This window comes from Pelomonas sp. Root405 (genome assembly GCF_001425165.1).
Lineage (GTDB): Bacteria > Pseudomonadota > Gammaproteobacteria > Burkholderiales > Burkholderiaceae_C > Pelomonas.
This window is the reverse complement of record NZ_LMDU01000016.1, coordinates 84,482-103,358: the sequence shown is the minus strand read 5'-3', so window position 1 is coordinate 103,358 and position 18,877 is coordinate 84,482. Positions and strand designations below refer to the sequence as shown.

The 18,877-nt window shown below is 67.7% G+C and carries 15 protein-coding genes; 2 read left to right on the top strand and 13 right to left on the bottom strand.

Going from position 1 to position 18,877, the window contains the following annotated elements; translation table 11 throughout:
- Positions 1-8: 8 nt before the first annotated feature.
- The 5 genes from ASC81_RS23220 to ASC81_RS23200 form a co-directional block, all read right to left on the bottom strand.
- Entirely contained in the window at positions 9-1,112 is a 1,104-nt protein-coding gene (locus ASC81_RS23220; RefSeq protein WP_056272789.1) for an efflux RND transporter periplasmic adaptor subunit, read from the bottom strand.
- Positions 1,109-1,702 carry a hypothetical protein gene (locus tag ASC81_RS23215; protein WP_156392384.1) on the bottom strand — a complete coding sequence of 198 codons (594 nt, stop codon included), beginning with the start codon at positions 1,700-1,702 and terminating at the stop codon, positions 1,109-1,111. Before ASC81_RS23215 ends, ASC81_RS23220 begins: the two co-directional genes overlap by 4 nt.
- The gene (locus tag ASC81_RS23210) at positions 1,699-2,955 is read right to left on the bottom strand and encodes a TolC family protein (RefSeq protein ID WP_056272784.1); all 1,257 of its coding nucleotides are present in this window, start codon (positions 2,953-2,955) and stop codon (positions 1,699-1,701) included. Before ASC81_RS23210 ends, ASC81_RS23215 begins: the two co-directional genes overlap by 4 nt.
- A 105-nt stretch (positions 2,956-3,060) precedes the next feature.
- Entirely contained in the window at positions 3,061-3,444 is a 384-nt protein-coding gene (locus ASC81_RS23205; RefSeq protein WP_056914162.1) for a hypothetical protein, read from the bottom strand.
- Positions 3,445-3,505: 61 nt separating this feature from the next.
- Entirely contained in the window at positions 3,506-4,396 is an 891-nt protein-coding gene (locus ASC81_RS23200) for a LysR family transcriptional regulator (RefSeq protein ID WP_056272779.1), read from the bottom strand.
- Between the two features lie 96 nt (positions 4,397-4,492).
- Here ASC81_RS23200 and ASC81_RS23195 point away from each other — a divergent pair, with 96 nt between their 5' ends.
- Positions 4,493-5,479, top strand: a complete 987-nt coding sequence (locus tag ASC81_RS23195) for a TerC family protein (protein ID WP_056272776.1) — start codon at positions 4,493-4,495, stop codon at positions 5,477-5,479.
- Between the two features lie 109 nt (positions 5,480-5,588).
- Positions 5,589-6,077, top strand: coding sequence for a DUF456 domain-containing protein (locus ASC81_RS23190; protein ID WP_056272773.1), 489 nt, complete (start codon positions 5,589-5,591; stop codon positions 6,075-6,077).
- Positions 6,078-6,153: 76 nt separating this feature from the next.
- On the opposite strand, the gene ASC81_RS23185 is transcribed toward ASC81_RS23190, so the two are convergent.
- The 8 genes from ASC81_RS23185 to ASC81_RS23150 all read right to left on the bottom strand — a co-directional run bounded on the left by ASC81_RS23185 (position 6,154) and on the right by ASC81_RS23150 (position 18,811).
- Positions 6,154-7,455 (bottom strand): glycoside hydrolase family 105 protein, encoded by a 1,302-nt coding sequence (locus ASC81_RS23185; protein WP_056272769.1) that lies wholly within the window; start codon positions 7,453-7,455, stop codon positions 6,154-6,156.
- Positions 7,456-7,586: 131 nt separating this feature from the next.
- A complete protein-coding gene (locus tag ASC81_RS23180) occupies positions 7,587-9,305 on the bottom strand; it encodes a PQQ-dependent sugar dehydrogenase (RefSeq protein WP_056272766.1) in 1,719 nt (572 codons plus the stop codon).
- Positions 9,306-9,340: 35 nt separating this feature from the next.
- On the bottom strand, positions 9,341-10,234 hold the full coding sequence (locus tag ASC81_RS23175) for a 2-dehydropantoate 2-reductase (protein WP_056272763.1): 894 nt from the start codon (positions 10,232-10,234) through the stop codon (positions 9,341-9,343).
- Positions 10,235-10,247: 13 nt separating this feature from the next.
- Positions 10,248-11,078 carry an NAD(P)-dependent oxidoreductase gene (locus ASC81_RS23170; protein ID WP_056272760.1) on the bottom strand — a complete coding sequence of 277 codons (831 nt, stop codon included), beginning with the start codon at positions 11,076-11,078 and terminating at the stop codon, positions 10,248-10,250.
- A gap of 154 nt (positions 11,079-11,232) precedes the next feature.
- Positions 11,233-14,199, bottom strand: coding sequence for a TonB-dependent receptor (locus ASC81_RS23165; RefSeq protein WP_162245953.1), 2,967 nt, complete (start codon positions 14,197-14,199; stop codon positions 11,233-11,235).
- Between the two features lie 294 nt (positions 14,200-14,493).
- Positions 14,494-17,535 (bottom strand): glycoside hydrolase family 2 protein, encoded by a 3,042-nt coding sequence (locus tag ASC81_RS23160; RefSeq protein WP_056273378.1) that lies wholly within the window; start codon positions 17,533-17,535, stop codon positions 14,494-14,496.
- Positions 17,536-17,540: 5 nt separating this feature from the next.
- A complete protein-coding gene (locus tag ASC81_RS23155) occupies positions 17,541-17,975 on the bottom strand; it encodes a hypothetical protein (protein WP_056272754.1) in 435 nt (144 codons plus the stop codon).
- 8 nt (positions 17,976-17,983) lie between these two features.
- Entirely contained in the window at positions 17,984-18,811 is an 828-nt protein-coding gene (locus ASC81_RS23150; protein WP_200946964.1) for a DUF4861 family protein, read from the bottom strand.
- Positions 18,812-18,877 lie beyond the last annotated feature (66 nt).

The window sequence follows — 18,877 nt, the reverse complement described above, 5'->3', positions numbered from 1 at the left end:
CCGGCCCTTCAGCGGATCTGCGCGATCAGCGGTGCGCCTTGCACCACCACGCGGTTGTCGGCCGCGAGGCCGCGCGTGATGAGCACGGTTTTCGCGTCCAGCGGCCGCAGCTGAACCGGCTGCGGCAGGTAGCGCTCGGCGCCGGTCTTGATCCACACGACCGCCTCGTTGACAGGGCTGCGCACGACGGCCTCGGCGGGCAGGGCGATGCCCTTGGCGGTCTCCTTCAACGTGACGATGACGTTGACCGTCTGGCCAACCGCGAGCGTGGATGCCTTGTCGATGCGCGCGCGAAAGCTCAGCGGCAGGCTGCCCTCGCGCAGCGCCAGTGGCACGCCGGCCAGCTGCAGCTTCACGCCGCCCGTGTCGGCCAGGCTGGCACCGGCGATGCGCGGCCCCAAGGTCACGTCGGTTGTCAGCGCTTCCACCATCAGGCGGCTCGGGTCGACGATGTCCACCAGCACATCGCGCGCGTCGACAACCTGGCCGGCAACCAGCTCAGAGCGGGCGATGACGCCCGACACCGGCGCGCGCAACGCCACGCGCGCACCCAGGCTGGCAGAGATGCTGCGCTCGCGGGCGGCCAGGGACCCGGCCTCCAGCCGCGCAGCCTCGATCTCCTTGCGCGGCACGGTGGCTTCCAGGCCTTCAAGCCGTTTCTGGCGCAGTTCGGCAAGCTGGCGGGCGGCGCGCAGTTCGGCGCGCTGGGCCTCCTGGTTGGCCTGTGCGAAAGGCTCGGATTGCGGTTGCAGCCAGGCCAGCACGTCGCCCTGGCGCACCGCCTGGCCAGGCACGGGCAGGCCCCTGGGACCCGGTTCGATGCGGCCGGCGTAGCTGGCCTGCACCCGGCCGCTGGCATTCGGGTCCAGCACGACACGGCCGGGCAGCTCCAGCGTGGCGGCAGCCTCGGTTTCGGGTGCCAACAGTGTGCGCAGCCCGAGCCGGCGCTGCGCCAGCTTGGGCACGTTGACGCTGCCATCCGGCAGGCGCACCAAGCCCGACGCATTGCCCGGCGCGGCGTGGTCCAGATGTTCGCCGTCGGGGCCATGGGCGCCCGGCCCGGCGAGGGCAGTGCCGGCGGCCAGCATCAGCGTGAGCAGCGCGCGCTTCATGGCTGACCTCCTTGCCGGGTCTTGGCCGTGCGGGTGCGGCGCCGCCAGACGGCGATGCCGATCAGCAGCGTTGCAAGAACGGCCGTGCCGATCCAGACCTTGCCGCCAAGGAATTCACCGCCGTGGCTGTCGTGCGCTTCATCCGCCGCCACCTTGAGCGTCGCGTCCAGCAGGTCAGACTCGTTCCCATCGATGATGGTGAAGACGAGTGCATGGTCACCGGGATTGCCGAGCAGCTTAAGCATCGCCGCGTCGGCGACGGCATAGCTGCCCATGTCGGCCTGGAAAGCCGCCTTGGCCTTGAGGCCGCCCGATTCGATCTCGACCTGGGCGCCCAGCACCGGCTCGTTGGTCGCGAAGCGGTCGATCAGCATCGAGAACTCCTTGGTGCCCAGCGTGGCGACAAGCTCGAACTGATCGCTGGCCGCTTCGATGCGCGGGCGGCTGCTGGCCGTGGCGTTGTTGGCCGCCGGGCCGTCGAGGTGTTCGCCGTCGGGGCCGTGGGCGCCGGGGCCTGCGATGGCGCCGAGGCTGAGAGTGGCTGCGAGCAGGCCGGCGACCAGCGCCCGCAGCAAGGTGGTCATGCTCATGGGAGAAGTCCTTGGGCTTGTTGGAGTCGCGCCTGGGCCAGGCGCAGTTGAGCCTGCTGGCGAGCGCTCGCCGCTTCGGCCTGCGCGGCGGCATTCAGCGCGCGCAGCAGTTCGGGCAGCGGCAGCTCACCGGCCTTGAAGGCCTTGTCGATGTGGCTGGCGCGCTCGCGCAGCAGATTGGCGCGCCGGGCCTCCAGGGCGGCCTGGCCGTCGGCACCCTGCAACTGCTCGCGCGCCAGAGCCAGTTGGGCCGCCAGGCGATCCCGGCTGCGCTGCTGCTGGTTCAGCGCCAGGTCGACCTCGGCCAGGGCTGCCGCAATGCGCGGCTGGGCGTGCGCGGCCGTGCCGAAAGGCAGGCGCAAGGCGACGCCGACGCTGTGCTGCGTTGGATTGCCCAGGCCCGGCCGCTCCTGGCGCAGGCTGACACCCAACTCCGGCCCTTCGCCGCGCTGGGTCTGCACCAGGGAGAGCTTGCGCTGGGCCCGTTCGACACCGCGTGCGGTCAGCTGCAACTCCGGGTGGTTTTCGTTGAGGTCAAAGGTGGGCGCGGCGGCGGTCGGCTCGGCCTGGGCCGTGACGGCGAGGCCGGTCAGCAGCCGCCATTGCGCCAGCTGGCTCCGCAGCTTCTGTTCGGCTTCAGCCTGCTGCGCCTGGCTGGTCAGCCATTCAGCGCGCGCAGCCATGGCGTCGACCGGCGCAAGGTCGCCCGCCTTGACCCGCTGGTCGACGTCGTCCGCCAGCTGGCCGAGCAACTGGGTTTGCAGCGCGGCGAGGCGCTGTTCGGCTTCGAGGCCGGCCAGCAGCCCGAGCGCCTCGCGCACCTGGCCGGCCACTTGCAGGCGGGCGGCCTGCTCAGCGGCCTGGCTCCAGTCGAGTTCCGCTTGGGCGGCCTGGCCGGCTGTGGCGCGGGCGCCGATGCCCCAGAGCGGCAAGGCCACGCCGACTTCGGTTTCACGCTGGCCTTCGGCCGCGCTGCCGCGGCCTTCGCGCTGGGACAGCTGCAGCGCCGGTGGCGCCGCCAGCAGGCTGCTGGCAGCTGCCTGTTCGGCACGTGCCTGTCGCTGCTGGCCAAGTGACTGGGCCGCCTCGGCGGAGCGCTGCCAGGCGGCGTCGATGGCCTGGGCCAGCGTGGGGCGGTCGGTGGCCAGAGCGGCGGTGGCTGGCGCCGGCAGAGCTTGGGCGACGACGGCGGGCACGCTGGCGGCCAGGGCCAGGCCGGCGAGCCACGGAACGAGCCATGGATGGGGTTTCACGAGGGTCCTGATGCGGTGGGCGCAGCCGGCCTGGCGCCAGCAGGAGCTGGCCAGGCGGGCTGAGCGACTGACGGCCGAGCGGCAAGGCGCGCGGGTCGCGGCGGATCAGGACAGGGTCTTGGGAGGGCGCTCGGGCCCGGCCAGGCAGGGCTGCGGCGCCGGTGCGGCGGCGGCGGTGGCCGGCATCTCGGGCAGCAGGCGGGGCAGGGTCAGGCCGAAGAAGCCCATCATCGCCGTCGCATGCAGGCCGCAATCGCTGGCCATGTGTTGGGCTGACGCGAGCGACTGGTCTTCATGCACGGCGTCGGTGCCGCCATCGTCGTGATGATGGTGGGCCTGGCCCTCGAAGTGCATCAGCGCATGCGAGCGGCCTTCATCACCCGCCAGCGTCACGGCGACACCGGCGTGCGCAAGCGCCTGCCAGAACATGCAGAGCATCAGAAGGAAGGTCGTGAAGCCGCGACGCATGGCCGGCAGTTTAGGCGACATGGCGGCGGGCGGTCGGGGCGGATGAGTGGTTAGGTGGCGCGCAGGGGAATCGGTGCCGCACTCATACACCGGCCTGCGCCACCATGCGCCGCACCAGCGGATGCACGACGCGCCGCTCGGTGCTGATGCCGTAGAAGTGCTCCACGACGCCATCCAGCCCTCCGATATGGCGCACACCGTACTGCGCCAACAGTTGCTGATGGACGAGCGCTGGCGCCGGGAACACACCCATGCCACTGGCGGCGAAGATCTTCAGCAGTGCCGAATCCTCGAATTCGCCCGCCACGCGCGCCGTGATGCCGTGCTGCGTCAGCCAGCGGTCGATGTGCGGGCGCACGGCCGCGTTGGCGGCGGGCAGCAGCATCGGCACGTCGGCGAGCCCTTGCGGGTAGCGCTTCTTCGCGCGCGCCGCCAGCTCCGCCGTCCCATACCACGCCAGCGCCGATGAGCCCATGGCGTGGTTGAACACCTTCAGGCCCGCGTGCGGCGGCGCCGGCCGGTCGGCCAGCACCAGGTCGAGTTTGTGAACCGCCAGGTTGCCCAGCAGGTCCTCGAAGCGCTGCTCGCTGCACAGCAGCCGCAACCCTGGCGTGGCCAGCACCGGCTGCAGCAGGTGGCGGACCACGAGCTTGGGCAGCGTGTCGCTGACACCCAGCGCCAGCCGCACCGCAGGGCCAGCGCCGTCGGGATCGCGCAGCAGCCCTGGCAGCGCCTCGCCGGCTTCGAAGATGACCTCGGCCTGCTGCATCGCACGCTGCCCCGCCTCGGTCAGCGTCACGCCGCGGCCCTCGGGGCGCAGCAGCTGCACGCCCAAGGCACGCTCCAGCTCACGCACCTGCGCGCTGACCGTCTGCACCGCCATGTCCAGCCTAAGCGCGGCGCGCGACATGCCGCCCTCCTTGGCGACAACCCAGAAGTAGTACAGGTGCCGGTAGTTGAAGTGCTGGGACATGTTCCTGTTTTCCGGGAAGCTTTCTCTCGAATTGTCTGCTTTCACGGAAGACTCGGCCCGCCTATCGTGCGACCGTCCTTCAACTTCGGAGATCGCGTGGACACCTTGCTCACCCTGTTGCATACGCCCTGGCTGGACAAGCCCGTCTGGGCCTGGCTCGCCTTCATAGCGGTCGTGACCGTCCTGTTGGTGCTGGACTTGGGTGTGCTGCACAAGGAGGAGCGCGAGATCGGCGTGCGCGAGAGCCTGCTGCTGTCGGCCGGTTACATCAGCATCGCGCTGCTGTTCGGCGCGTGGGTCTGGTGGTACATGGGCCCGCGGTCGGGCATCGAGTACTACACCGGCTTCCTCATCGAGAAGTCGCTGTCGATGGACAACGTGTTCGTCATCGCGATGATCTTCGGCTTCCTGGGCATCCCCCGCGTGTACCAGCACCGCGTGCTGTTCTGGGGCATCCTCGGCGTCATCGTCATGCGCGCGGCACTGATCGGCGTGGGTGCGGCACTGGTGCAGAACTTCAGCTGGGTGCTCTACCTGTTCGGCGCCTTCCTCGTCATCACCGGCATCAAGATGTGGCTGGCCGCCGAGCAGGTGCCAGACATGGCCGGGAATCCGGTGCTGAAGTTCCTGCGCCGCCACCTGCGCGTGACCGACCAGCTGCACGGCAACGCCTTCTTCGTGAAGCAGCCCGACGCCGACGGCAAGCTGGTGCGCTGCGCGACGCCGCTGTTCCTGGCGCTGTCGATGGTGGAGATCGTCGACTTGGTGTTCGCGGTGGACTCGGTGCCAGCCATCTTTGCCATCACCAGCGACCCGTTCATCGTCTACACGAGCAACATCTTCGCCATCCTTGGCCTGCGCGCGCTGTACTTTGCGCTCGCCGCCATGATCCACCGCTTCCACTACCTGAAGTACGCGCTGGCGCTGGTGCTGGTGTTCATCGGCACGAAGATCTTCCTCGTCAACGTCATCGGCAAGTTCCCGCCGGCCGTCTCGCTCGGCATCACCTTCGGCCTGATCGCCGGCGGCGTGGTGGTGTCGCTGTGGAAGACGCGCGGGCAGGCCATCGCGCAGCAGGCCTGACGACGGTGTGCTTCTGCCGCCCGACGCTGTGATCCGCTTCGTCGGCATTTCGTCCTACATTCGCGTCGCGCATGGCGGCTGATGCTCATGCCACTTCAACTCAAGCGATATGCCAAGTTTCGACGTTCTCCTCTGGATAGTCAGCGCACTGCTGATGGCCGCCGGTCTCGCGGGCGCCGTGCTGCCGGTGCTGCCGGGCGCGGCGCTGGTGTTGGCCGGCGCGGTGCTTGGCGCGTGGATAGACGGTTTTGAGCGCGTTGGCGGCTGGACGCTGGGTGTGCTCGTCGCCCTCGCCATCCTGTCCTGGGTGCTGGACTACGTGGCCGCGCTGCTTGGCGCGAAGAAGGTGGGCGCCAGCCGGCTGGCGCTGCTCGGCGCGGCCATCGGCACCGTTGCGGGGCTGATGTTTGGCATCGTCGGTGTGTTCGTGCTGCCGTTCATCGGTGCGGCGCTCGGCGAATACATCGCGCGGCGCGACCACCAGGCCGCCGCGCGCGTGGGCATGGCGACCGGACTGGGCCTGCTGTTGGCGCTGGTCGCCAAGGTCGTCATCGCCTTCATGATGATCGGTCTGTTTGTCGCTGCGTTGATCTTTTGAAGGCGCCGTGCATGTTGGGCGCGGATCACCATAGCGCCTGTTTCAGCACGCTCCGACGCCGGATCGCCATCATGGTCTAGCGACCGTCCGCTTTCGGAACGAAGGCCAGATCCAGCATGGCCTGGCGTTCTGCCATCGCGCGTTCCCAATTGCGCAGCCTTGCTGGATCGCCATCGGTGGGCCGCGGCAGGTCTCGGATGGGCAGCCGGACCGGCCCGGGCGCATCTCTGGCGGGCTCTGGCGCGGGCAGCGGGTGGCCGATCGTGCCGAGACGCATCACCTCCAGACCCGCCAGCAACAGGCCGCCGGTGCCGTACAGCTGATGGTCGTTGGCGCCAGCAGGTTCCGGCTGATCGCCGGCTTTCTGCGCGAACCCCAGCAGGCCGTTGGGCTGCATCAATCCAGCCAGGCCAGCCCATGCGCGTGTGGCGTGTGGCAGATAGACCTGCCGTTCAAGCAAGCCATGGTTGATGCCCCAAGCAAGCGCGTAGGCGAAGAAGGCCGATGCCGTGGACTCCGCGCCGGGCGGGTCTTGCGGGTCCAGGAGGCTCGTGGTCCAGCAGCCGTCTTCACGCTGCAGTGCCGCGATGCTGGCCATCATGCTGCGGAAGACTTCAATGTAGCGGGGACGTGTCGGCCAGTCGCTGGGCAGCGCTTCAATCAGGCGCGCCAAACCTGCAACGACCCAGCCGTTGCCGCGCCCCCAGAAGACCGGCCTGCCGTGGCGGGTCTTGCGCGTCAGGAAACGCTCATCCCGGAAGAACAGACCATGGCTTGACGACCAGAGACGGTCATGGACGCGCCACCACTGCACGTCCACCGCGCGCAGGTAGCGTGGGTCCCGGGTGAGGGCGGCGGCCCGGGCGTAGACCGGAGGCGCCATGAACAACGCGTCGCACCACCACCAAACCAGCTTGTCGGGTTTCGGTTCAAGCTGCAGGTAGGGCAGGGTGTACGCCAGTCTTGCCTGCAAGGGCGCCAGCTCTCCCGGCTCGCCGCTGCGCGCGTACAGCTCCAGATACACCTCGCCCATGGCGATGTTGTCGGCGTCCAGCATGTTGTGCGCTGACCAGGCGCCCAAGAGGCCGAAGTTGTAGTGCTCGGCGACGCTTCGCAGATAGGCATGAAAGTGCGGCAGGCTGGAAACGCGCGCCAGGCGGCCCAGGCCGATGAGGAAGGTCGCAGCAATCCAGTTTGCCGAGATGCCACGCCCGGGCCGGGGCGGTATGTGCAGGGGCTGCTCGGTCAGGCGCGCAATCTCGACGGAGGCACTCTGCTCAAGCAAGCGCTGCACGCGGGCCGGTGCCGGCAGGGCGGACGGGTCGAATTCACAGTCCTTGGGATGCAGCGCCCTCGACAGGTCGCCGCGCGCGGTCACCTGGGTGGTCGCAAGCGCAGGAACAAGGCCTAGCAGCTGGCGCCGGCTCGAACGGGTTGGGTCTTGGAAGTTCATGAGGGACGGGTCGTCAGGGTTCCCAGGGTTGGCTCGCCAGAACGGCGTGGTTGCGGTCACTTGGGGAAGACACGCCAGATCTCGCCAGTCACGTCGTCGTCCACCAGCAGCGAGCCGTCGTTCTGAACGGCCACCGAGCTGGGTCTGCCCCAGACCTCCTGGTCGCTGATCACGAAACCGGTCATGAAGTCTTGATAGCGGCCCGTGGGTACGCCGTTCTTCATGAGCACACGGACGACCTTGGACCCGGTGCGCGTATGCCGGTTCCAGGAGCCGTGAAAGGCCAGGAACAGGTCGCCGTCATAGGCCCTTGGAAAAGCCGCGGGCCCATGGGCGGGCGCCTCGTACATGACCATGCCCAGCGGCGCCGAATGAGCCATCAACAGCAGATCTGGCGTGGTGACCTTGTTGCGAAGGTCCGGCCGGTGACCCGCCAGTCGCGGGTCTTCGTGGGCGCCGATGTAGTACCAGGGCCAGCCGTAGAAGGCACCGGGTTTCACGCGGGTCAGGTAGTCGGGCGGCAGGTTGTCCCCCAGCAGATCGCGCTCGTTGACGCTGCAGATCAGGTCGCCGCTGCGGGGGTGCACATACATGCCGACGCAATTGCGCAAGCCCGTGGCAAAGGTGCGCCGGTTGCTGCCGTCGGGATCGAAGGCGAGCACCAGGGCATGGCCCTCTTCTTCGCCCCAGGCCGCGCCCATGCCGTGCCTGGCTTCCCAGGCGGCGATGGGCTCGGGCGGCGTGCGGCCGATGCCTTCCGCCACGTTGGTGGCCGAGCCGATCGACAGGAACAGCGTGCGGCCGTCGTTGGAGAACGCCAGCGTGCGCGACGAATGCGCGCCTACCGCTGCACTGAGCCTGGATACGACGACCTCCGGCGCGCCCGTGGCGACCAAGTCGCCGTTGCGATAGGGGTAGCGGACGATCGAGTTGACGAAGGCAACGTACAGATACTTGGGATCCGGGCCGACGGGCCAGAACGCCATGCCGAACGGGCGGTCCATGCCGGACGCGAAGGTACTGATCGTGTCTGCCGTGTCCCCGGTGGACGAGCGGAACACCTTGACCAGCCGCTTGGGCGTCGATGAGATGAAGATGTCGCCGTTTGGCGCCTTCACCATGACACGGCCACGGTCCGCATCCCTGGCCCAGAGCTGCACGCCGAAGCCATCCGGCACCGAAGGCAGCGTGCCCTCGGGCCGTGGCACGGTCTTCGGGCTGTTGCTCGCGCTTTCGGTCGCATAGGGCTTGGGCAGCTGGGACACCTTGAGCGCATGGATGCGACCCGGCCTGTCGGCGCTCCAGTGGCCCGGCTCGTCGGCAGCCTTCGCGCCAGTCGCCCCATTGGTGCGGCTGGCTGGCTGGGGCGCCACGACCGGTGGCTTGCCGCCCGTCAGCTGCGCCAGGTAGCGCACCAGTTCCGCACGCTCGGCGGCGTCCGCCACGTTGACAGGCATGGTGGTTCCGGGCGCGAAGCGCGCGGGGTCGGCAAGGTAGCGTGCCAGTTCGTCCGCCGTCCACGCCTTGCCCTGGGCGGCGAGCCCAGCCAGTGCCGCCGAATAGCCAAAGCCGGGCACGCCACCGATCTTGCGTCCGACGACGCCGTGCAAACCCGGCCCCATCAGCGACCGAAGGTCGGGCGATGCGGTGTGGCACATCGCGCAGTTGCTTTCGAACACGCGCTTGCCGACTGGCCCACTTTGCGCGTGCGTCAGGGGCAGCGCGCTGACCGTCAGCAGGATCGCTGTGAGGAGGGCGCGGGAGGGGAACTTCATGGTTTGCCTTCCGGTTTCAATTGGCTTCGCCGCGGCTACCCGCGCGGCGGGGCGTCGGCGTCGAGCGTGCTTGCTTCGAGCAGGGCCGTGACCATGGCGTTGATGGGTGTCGGGATGCCATGGCGTCGGCCGAGGCGCACGACGACGCCGTTCCTGGCATCCACCTCCATCGGCCGCCCGGCGCAACGGTCCGCGAGCATGGAGTTGACAGCGTCCGGCGAGGCCTGCTGCGCCGCGAGGATCGTCTCCACCAGCGAATCGGGCAGCACGGCACCTTCGGCCCTGCCTACCGCGATCACTTCGCGGATCAACGCAGCCGTCAACGCCGCCACGCCGGCATGGCGCGAGATCACGGACGGTCTCTTGACGACGGCGCTGAGCGCGCCCGCCGCGTTGAGGCAAAGCTTCTTCCAGATCTCGGACTTGAAGTCGACGGCCTGCGTGACGTCCAGCGGCGTGTGGCTGAAGAGATCGACGAAACGCGCCCCGAGCTCGCCGGCGGGTACCACCATGCGGCCGGTGCGCCGCTGCCGCACGCGACCCGGTGCCGTGCGCTCGGCCGGGATGTCGACCATGACGGGCAGCATGCGGTCAAGGGGCAGATGCGCCTGGAAGTGCTCCAGGTGCTCGACGCCATTCTGCAGAACGGCGAAGAACGCCTGCCCGGCAAAGAGCGGCGCCAGGCTGGCGGCGACCGTGGGAGCGTCGTACGCCTTGACCGCGATCAGCACCCACTCAACGCCTAGCAAGCCGGCTGCATCGCGCACGACCCGTGGCGATGCACGCAGCAGGCCCTGCGGCGTCTCGGCTTCGAGGGTGCCGAGGTCGGAGCGGCCCTGCAGGGTGAGCACATGCCGCGGACCCTGCGCCAGCCATGTGGCGACCGTGCATCCGATGGCACCCGGGCCAACGACAGCAATCTGCGTCATGGATGGAATCCCTTCAGACGTGGCCCGCGAACGGGAACGGGCCCAACACGACGAAGCCGCCGCCCTGGTACTTCACCTCGGACCGCGTCGGGTCGACGTCGCCCTGCTTCGCCTCGATGGCCGCGCGCCAGGGCTCGGAGCTGTCCTGCGGGCGGTAGCCGACATGATTGCTCTGCGAGTTGTCCCACCACGTCGTGCGGTTGTCGCTGGCGCCGTAGACGATGCTGTGCCCGACGACGGGCGCGCTCAGCGCGGCAACCAGCAGGCGCTCCATGTCGTCGTGGCTGATCCAGCTCGAAAGCTGGCGGCGGTCGACCGGCTCGGGCAGGCAGGAGCCGATGCGGATCGTCACCGTCTCCAGCCCGTGGCGGTCGAAGTAGAACTGCGCGAGGTTCTCGCCGAAGGCCTTGGACAGGCCGTAGTAGGTGTCCGGTCGTGGCACCACATGCGCCTTGATCGTCTCACCCTGGCCGTAGAAGCCGGTCACATGGTTGGAGCTGGCGAAGACGATGCGCCTGGTGCCTCGGCGGCGTGCGGCCTCGTAAAGGTTGTAGGCCCCGACGATGTTGGCGGGCAGCACGGTGGAGAAGGGCTTCTCGATGGACACGCCGCCGAAGTGCAACACGGCGTCCACGCCGTCCAGCAGGTCGTGCAAGGCGGCCTCGTCCTCAAGCGGCGCGACGACAACTTCCTCGCCATCGCTTGCCGGGTCCATCGGCGCCAGGTCGGAGACGCGCAGCGTCTCGCAGTAGCGCTTCATGCGCGGTCGCAGCATGCGACCGAGGGCGCCAGCAGCGCCGGTCAACAGCAGCCGCTTGCAGATCGGGCCGAACGATGGGTTCATGGGTCTGTTTGCCAAGTCCGTTCACATGGCCCTTTCCGGGGCCAGTGCGAGAAGAAAAAGGGGCGCTCGGCATGCGGAGCCAAGGGCCCGACAGTGGACTGAAGATGGCCAGCAGCCGGGGCGGCTGGCCGGAGAGCGTCGGAACGCTCGGTCTTCAGAACTTGTACGACATGCCGACGCCGAAAGTTCGGCCGAAGTGGGCGTACAGCCACGTGTCGTCCCGCTGGGTGTCGCGGCCATAGCGCAGTGGCTGGTCCGTCAGGTTGGCCGCCTCGAAGGTCACCTTCAGCTTCGGCGACACGTTGTACGACGCCGAGAAGTCGATGTTCGTCGAAGCGTTCACGAACGAAACATCGTGGCCGTTCACATCGCCCAGCACGTTGATCAGGTACTTGGACCTGTAGGCCGCGGAGACGCGCGCGCTGAAGGCGCTGTCCTCGTAGTAGAGCGTCAGGTTGCGCGCCTTTGGCGACATTCCCACGAGGTTGGCGTTGATCGACAGCTGCGGCAGCGTCGGCGTCGCCGTGCGGGTGATGTAGTTGATGGTCGACTTGACGTGCGTGATGTTGGCCAGCATGCCGAAGTTGCTCCAGATACCCGGCAGGAAACTGAACGGCAGCTGCAGGTTGGCCTCGAAGCCCGTCAGCGGGCCGCCCGGCGTGTTGGCTGCGCGGCCGACCGTCACGATGGACGTGGGCAGCGTGGCGCACGTCGGGTTGCTGCCCGTGATAGTGCAGGTGCCGCCGCCCGTCAACAGCGCATCCGGCAGGCCGAGGGTGTTGTAGGCGACGCGCTCGGTGACGCGCTGGATGTAGCTGTCGATCTTCTTGTGGAAAACGCCCAGCGACACCAGCGAATTCTTGGCGAAGTACCACTCGGCCTGCAGGTCGTAGGTGTTCGCGCGCACGGGGTCCAGGTTCGGCGCACCGATGCTGACCGTCTGCGCGTTGGTATTGACCGAGGCGGTCGGCGCCAGATCGGCGTACTCCGGGCGCGACAGCGTCTTGCTCGCCGAGAAGCGCAGGAAGACGTCCCTGGGCAATTCGGCTGTCAGGTTCAGGGAGGGCAGCGTGTCGCGGTAGGTCTTGTCGAACGACACCGGTTGCAGCGTGCCGTTGACGTTCACCAGCGCCGAAGCGTTGGCCTTGGTCTCGGTGGCGCGCACGCCGACATTGCCGCGCAGCATGACGGGACCGACGTCGTAGTTGAAGTCTGCCGACAGGTAGGCCGCGTTGATCTTCTCGAGGATCTTGCGATTGGCCTGTCCCAGCACGTTCAGCTGCGAGCCTGGAATCGAAGGAGAGTGGGCTTCGATGTCCCACACCTTGCGGAACTTGTCGAGATCGACGGCCACCCACTGGCTGGGGTAGCCCGACCCTTCCAGCCCCTTGCCGAAGTTGGAGATCATGCGTGTCACGCTGGCCATCTGGAACCCGGGCGGATTGGCGAGGCCGTTCTGCGCGCCGGAGCTGATCTCGAAGTTGTCCCAGGCGTTCTTGCGTGACGACAGGCCGCTGCGCAGCGTGATGTTGTCGCTGACTTCCCAGCTGCCGCCCACCGCGTTGGTACGCAGCTTGTTGCCGGTGTTGAGCACGCGACCCACGAAGCCGCCGCGCACGGTGCCGTCGGGATCCGTGGGCGCAAAGCTGTAGTTGGCGGGGTTGGCCACGTCGGTGCCGAAGGTCAGCGTGGGCACGTTGCGGTTCTGCCGGAAGTCGAACGAGAACCCGTTGACGTTAGGTATGTCGAGCTGCACCGTTGCGCGCATCGGTGAATCGAGCCGGCTGTCCGAGACGCCGCTCATCAAGTCCAGCTTGATGGTGTCGGTCAGCTTGTGCGTGGCGCTCAGCACGTGCTGCTTGAAGGTCGTGTTGTTGACGTCGATCAGGCCTTCGGAGCGCACGTCGACGCCGTTGAACTTGCCGTATTCCCAGCTGCCGTTGCCGTTGAACGAGGCGTCGACGATGGACGTCATCGGCTTGCCATTGGAGCCGATCGGGCGGCCGAACGAGATGGCGGAGATGTAGTTGTCGTAGCGGCTGTTGTCGAACGTGCCGCCCAGCACGTCGAGGCTGACCTCGGTGGCCTCGGAGGGCTTCCACTGCAGCGCGGCGGTCACGCCCAGGCGCTCGTACTCAGCGATGGAGCGGCGATAGCGCGGGATGCGCGGGTGGAAGGCGCCGCTGCCCGCGGCCGGCGTGGCCACGGTGCCGCCGAAGTTGTCCGTGCGGCCGAACACGTTCTGGTAGGCCGCCAGATTGGACGTGCGGGGCAGGTTGACGCCGCAGTTGTTGGCGTCGATGCCCTTGACGGCATTGTTGGCCGGGTTCTGCGGAACAAAGCCCACCGGAGAGCAGAAGCCCGAGCCGCCGTCGCTGGCGGGCAGCAGTTCGACGGCTTCGTAGCCTTCCTCCGTGGCGCTGCGCTTGGACCAGGCGCCGGACACGAGGATGCCGATCTTGCCGATGTCGGTCTGCGCGCTGGTCGTGAACAGGCCCGTCAGGCGCGGCGCGGATCTGCGGGCGAGCGTGTTGTAGTTCGACTGCGCGCCGAACGTCAGCGTCTGGTCCCTGAAGTCGAAGGGGCGGGCGCCACGCAGGTCGACCGTGGCACCGAGCGAGCCTTCCTCGACGTCGGCTTGCGACGTCTTGCGAACGGACAGGCTGTTGAACAGCTCGGAAGCAAAGACGGAGAAGTCGAAGGCACGGCTGCGGTTGGTGCTGCCGTTGATGTCGGATGCACCGGTGGCGGAGATGGCCTCGATGCCGTTGATGCGCACACGGGTGAAGCCCGCGTTCAGGCCTCGCACGGTGATCTGCTTGCCTTCGCCGCCGTCGCCGCGGGCCAGCGCCACGCCGGGAACGCGCTGCAGCGATTCAGCCAGGTTGGCGTCGGGGAACTTGGAGACGTCTTCCGCCTTGATGACGTCGACAAGGCCGTCGGCGTTCTTCTTCTGGTTGAGGGCGCTGTTCAGGCTGGCGCGAAAGCCCGTGACGACGACAGCCTCCAACTTGCTCGGGTCCTCCTGGGCCATCGCGCCACTGGCGAAGGCGGCACTCGCGAGCGCGACCAGGCTCTTGCGCAAAAGTCGCTGGCTCCCGTTGCGGTGGGATTTCTTCATTTCATCTCCATGGTTGTTTTCGGTGGCCCCGCTGGGCTGCCGCATGGTCGTCGTACAACAAAGCGGAAACAATAGCGTTAAGAAAAACGCTCACGGAGTTGCGCGAAATCTCGGTCCGCCTGGTGGGAGCCCGCATGAACACTGGACGAAGCTGATGTGGCCCCGCAACACGGCGAAGCTTCATGGCCCGGCTTGCTGGGCGACCCGAATTTCGCTGATGCGTGTTTTTAGTGGGACGTCATACAACCATTGGCAATCCCGCAGTTCGCAGCGCTGGCCGCGCGCGTGCCGCCCTCAGAACTGCAGACGCAAGCGGCCGCTGTAAGCGCCCGAGGCCAAGGACGGGCCGCCTGCCGGGCCCGTCAGGTCGGCCGCCTGCATCTTGGCGCCCATGCCTGGGATGGCATGGAGAAAGCCGATGTCGCTGGCCGGGAAGTCCACGCTGGTGGTCGGGAAGTCGGCCATCCTGGCGCCCAATTGCAAGAAGCCGGCGCCCTCGTTCGTGAACGTCATGTCACCCGCAGGCGAAGCAAGCCGAAGCCACTGCGGGTTGGCGTAGTAGCCGGCCGGAGCGCTGAAGTCGTAGACGCCCAGCACCGGCCCGCGAATGCGGTTTTGCCAGACGGGGCCAGGCCCGCGCACCAGCGCTCTGAACTGGCTGATGTCCGCCAGCGGCCTGTCGAAGCCGATGCCGTGATACAGCACCGGGCCGTGCAGCTGATAGGTGTAGTCGAGCGCCAGCACGCCGTGTTCATCCAGGCTCCAGCGCAGGCGTTCAATGCCGCCGGCGCCGGGCGCTTCAAGCCACGCGCCTGTCGTACCCACGCCGGCCGTCACTGCCACCTTGAGCGGGGCGACGTTGAAACGCTCAGCCTCGTGCGCCAGGCGCAGGGACACCACCGCCGGCGTGCGTCGGGCGCCCTGCAGCCGCGTCACGCGCACGGCCTTCACGAGCTGCGGCGGGAAGGTGTGCGTCTGCCCGTCTCGTGCAACGCGGCCGCTGTCATACACGGTCTTCCATCGCTGGCCATCGGAGGACAGCTCCAGCCTGAAAGCCGCCCAGCCATCGGTCTCGGCGAGCCCAAGGTCGATGGTGGCGACGTTGGCCATCGTCGGGGCCTGGAACTCGTAGGTGCCGTCACCCCTGGCCTGCGGCGTCTGCCAGCTCGGTTCGGCCGCGGGCTTGGGGCGCGCGACGACCAGGCGAGGCCCGTTGGACAGTGGCTGCGTCTTGCCATCCCTTTCCACTTCCAAAAGCAGGCCGGTGCGAGCATCGAAGCGAGCCGCCACAGCGCCGGCCGCAAGCCGGATGCTGTCGCCCTCTCGTGCAGCGGTGGGCGCCCCCAGCTTTCTGGTGGCGAGGCCGATGGGCCGGTCGGGCAGGGGCCACACCCAGGTACCAAGGTGCTCTGCGTTGTTTGTCGCGACCAGCCGCAATGCGTCTGCATCACGCCAGGCAGCCGGCAGCGGAAGCTTCAGCGCACCCGTGCCATGAGGCAGTACAGCGGGCCCCGCGAGTTCTCCCGAGGACAGCACATGGGGGTCAAGCTTGCGATCCTGCGGGGCAGGCCAGCGCACCCACTCCCACCGGAACCGCAGCGCCGACAGCGACGTGAAGTCGTACTCGTTGCTGACTCTAAGGACGCCATCGAACTGGCTGTTGAGCGTCGGAAGCTCGATCTGCACCGGCGACCAGATCTCCTTGACCGTGTCGAAGCTCGGCTCCTTGTCATGCCGCGAGCCCACGATGCCGTCGGGTGCGTAGCTGCCGAAGAGGTCGAGGCGCCCGCCCTGGTCGGTTCGGGCGATGCCCTCATCGGCCAGATTCCACAGGAAGCCGCCCGCGCCACGAGGGGATGCCTTCATCGCCCGCCAGTAGTCATCCAGCCCGGCACCATGGCCGCCATCGAACAAGCCGTGGAGGAATTCTGTCGGGAGCACCAGCATGTCGCCCGCGAGCCGGCGCAGCAGGTCGGGATAGCGCGGGTAGTGCTTGGTGTCGATGCCACCGAAGGGCTCCCAGGGGTGGATCAGGGGGCGCGCCTGGGGGTCGTACAACGCGAAGTCGGCATCCAGCTCGCGGTTCCAGCCGCCCTCGTTGCCGTTGGCCCAGATCAGGATGCTGGGATGGTTGACGTCGCGCTCCACCAGCGCTCGCACCAGCTTGCGGCCCACCTCCGTGCCATGCGCCTTCTGCCAGCCGCTCAGTTCATTGATGACGTAGAGCCCGAGTTCGTCGGCAGCCTCCAGAAACGCCTTCTCCGGCGCGTAGTGCGCCACGCGCATGGCGTTCATGTTCATCGACTTGATCAGGCGGGCGTCGTCGTAGGCCTGGGCACGGGACACCGCGCGACCGGTCTCCGGCCGGAAGCTGTGGCGATTGATGCCCTTGAGCATCACCCGTTGGCCGTTCAGGTACAGGCCCTGACCCTCACGCACCTCGAAGGTCCGAAAGCCGAAGCGCTCGCTGGCCTGATGCACCGCCTTGTCGCCTTCGTACAGCGTGAGCTGCAACTGGTAAAGGTTGGGCGTCTCCGCGGTCCACAGCCGCGGCTGCTCGACCTTGCCGTGCAGGCGCACGCGGCCGGCGCCGCCGGCGGGAATCGCGACCGTGAACGGCTGCCCGACGTTCTCACCCTGGCGCGTGGTGACCTGGCCGACCACACGCGTGACGGTGCGCGGCGCACGCAGCGTGACATCCGCGGTCAGCGCGCCACTGGCCTGAGCGTTGATCGCCATGTGCGCGATGGATTGGGACGGCGACGCCTCCAGCCAGACAGGACGGTAGATGCCGCCAAAGACCCAGTAGTCGCCATGGCGTTCCGCGATATCCGTGGCCATGTCCGCGGACGCCTCACTGACCTGCACCTCGATCTCATGGTCTTCACCCGGTGTGATCCAGCGCGTGACGTCGTGGCTGAAACGATTGAAGCCGCCCTGGTGCATGGGTCCGACCACATTGCCGTTGACCTTGACGAGGGTGTCGGTCATCACCGCATCGAACACCACGCGCACCGTGCGGCCCGTCCAGTCTGCCGGCACCGAGAAGCGACGTTTGTAGACGGCGGAGTCGGCGACACGCGGGCCCTTGTCATAGCCGTACTGGTAGCTGCCAAAGCCTTGTTGCTGCCAGTTGGACGGCACGAGGATGCGCGCCTTTTCGCCAGCGCGTCGACCACCACTGATCGTGAAATCCCAAGCCACGGCATCGTCCGGGCCGCTGCCGGTCAGCATCAGCGTGGCTGTACGCGGCACTGCGCCGGCAGGCAGCTGCGATGCCGCCAGGCTCGACGTGGCGGCGACCAAGCTCGCCAGGCCTAGCAATACGTTGCGCATGAAGTTCATCGTTGCAAATCCCCGGCGGGTTGGTCGAGCAATTGAATGAAGGTGGCGGGGCCGAGGTTGGGCGAGACCCATTCGCGCAAAGTCCAGGCCACTTGCTTGTCCGGGGTGACCTCCAACGCGCCGAACCGCGTGGTCAGGAGCACATGGCCGGTGGGCGGCAAGGTGCAATCGCCCAGTTCCTGGATGTCCGCTTTCTCGTCGCGAATCACGCGGAACTTGATGGCATAGCTCCACACCGGCTTGCCGCCGCGGACGAGGTGGACGGTTTGCTGATCGGCGTTGTGTTCGTATTCACCGCGGCACAGAAACGGGTGCTCCGCCAGGCCCTTGCCTGGCATCACCTCAGGGGAAGCCACGGGTTGCGGCTGCTGCGCATGCGCAGCCAGTGTCAGCGCGGCAACCAGCGGCAGGGCGGCAAGCTTGCTGGGCATGGCTGGGGCTATTTCGGCAGGAAGTCGAGCCGCTCGGCGGCAACGTGTGCCTCCCAGGCGGCCCGGTCGTTGAAGTCCAGCCCCTGCTCCCACACCGAACCGATGTAGTAGACGAACGGCTTGCCAGGTGTGACCCGTATGCGGATCAGGTGGTTGTCTGCATCGGCACCGGTGTCCACCACCATGTCAGGGTCCACACGCACAGCCGTGCCTATGGCACCGTATCTGGCGTGGGCCGGCGACCAGAACACCATCAGGCCCTTCTTCGCATCGGCCAGCAAGCTGCCCTTGGCCGTGCCGACAGGCGTCTTGCTGAGCCCGATGCCGACGATCAGTTCCTCCGGCTTGTCGGACTGGATGACCGACTGCAACCGGGTGAAGTGGGTGCCCGACGGCAGGGTGAACGTGCGGGTCTCCCACACCTTGCGGTCGACGCTCACGGGCCAGGGCGCATACGTCACCTGGAACGACGCCACGTCGGGCCCGTTCTGCAGGATCTTGTGGGACGCCCAGTTGCGCGAGACCCAGAGCTTGTCGTCGAACCAGATGCCCAGACCGCCCACGCCGCGGCTGTTGCCGACGCTGTAGAAGTCCATGCCTTCGCCGTAGTCGTTGTGATAGTTCGGCGTCTTCAGCTGCCGGTCCATGAAGGGCCAGCGCACCTTCTTGGCCCAGGCATCAATGCCTGAACCGGAGGGCGGTTCGATCTTCTGCAGCACAGGGCCGTAGATGCGATGCGCGACTTTGTCGTTCTCCCAGATGATGTCGTCGGCGCGGTCAGGCGCATGGCGCGTCGTGGCGCGAGGTCGCTGCTCGTCAGCGGTGGGAGGACGCAAGGCGGGCGGCTCCGCGGCCTGGGCGCATGCAAGCGATGCGCCAGTTGCGACGCCCATCAACAAGCT